The 813-nt window shown below is 56.0% G+C and carries 2 protein-coding genes; both read right to left on the bottom strand.

The features are described from left to right. Positions 1–298: 298 nt before the first annotated feature. Positions 299–529, bottom strand: a complete 231-nt coding sequence (locus tag HUN39_RS18940) for a hypothetical protein (RefSeq protein ID WP_175095979.1) — start codon at positions 527–529, stop codon at positions 299–301. Positions 530–537: 8 nt separating this feature from the next. Continuing rightward, positions 538–813 (bottom strand): hypothetical protein (locus HUN39_RS18935; RefSeq protein ID WP_175095978.1); only part of this gene is annotated, 276 nt, incomplete at its 5' end.

The raw sequence follows: 813 nt of genomic DNA, 5'->3' as shown, positions 1-813 counted from the left end.
CCACAGCCCCCTCCGAATCGAGCGTGAATCCTCAAAATATCCCATTCTGCCATCTTATGACACAGTAAAACTAGGTGCGTCCAATTCGTCGATGCCATTAAGTCCTGCCTTTTCGAAACCCGTGACTTTCGACAATGCGACCTCGTTCCATAATGAACCTTATGCGTCATTTTTTGTAGAACCTCATTAAAGGGGTCACAGCTCAAGTGGCTTTGTTACCCTCAACAGTAGAGCGTCGTGTGCGAACCAGTATGCTTTCGCACAGGCGGCGACCTTCGCCTCCGCCCCTTGCTACCCGCTATTTTCCACCTCCTATTTTGGCCGGACGTTCGATTGGCGGCAAGCGCGAAAAGCCGCGGCTCGTGGCGGGCGCCAAAAGCATCAATTCTTCCGCGGCGATCACCAGGGCTGCGATTGGATCGCCATCCGTCAGCGCAAGCCAACGCTCGACCAACTCGATGATTGGCGCCGGCAACGGTTCTCCGCCGTCGGGCTGAATCGTCCAGCCGCGTGTTGCTTCGTTTTCCATGTCATCCCTCAGCCGAGCAATTCGCGGGTCTCGGGCCGTCCGTTCGGGCCAACGACAACTTCGAAATGTTCGGTGCCGATCTCGTTTTGTGCATCATAGATTTCTGCGACGTAGATGATCATCGGCGCTGGCCAGTCCGCGCGCGTCGACCGCTCCGTGAGTGTGAACACCGAGTCATCGACCTCGAAAATTCCCATGCTGTCGCACGCGTCCATCACATCTTCGACGCCCTCAAGATAGGAACTGGCGAGCGATCGTGACCAGTGATGTCGAAGGATGAGCGA

The sequence above is a fragment of the Methylocystis silviterrae genome (assembly GCF_013350005.1).
GTDB lineage: Bacteria > Pseudomonadota > Alphaproteobacteria > Rhizobiales > Beijerinckiaceae > Methylocystis > Methylocystis silviterrae.
Note: the sequence above shows the minus strand (reverse complement) of the source record. Positions and strands in the feature narration are given on the sequence as shown.

Bases quoted from the DNA above. Each gene is read 5' to 3' on its own strand.
- HUN39_RS18940 (WP_175095979.1), bottom strand. From the start codon at position 529: ATGGAAAACGAAGCAACACGCGGCTGGACGATTCAGCCCGACGGCGGA.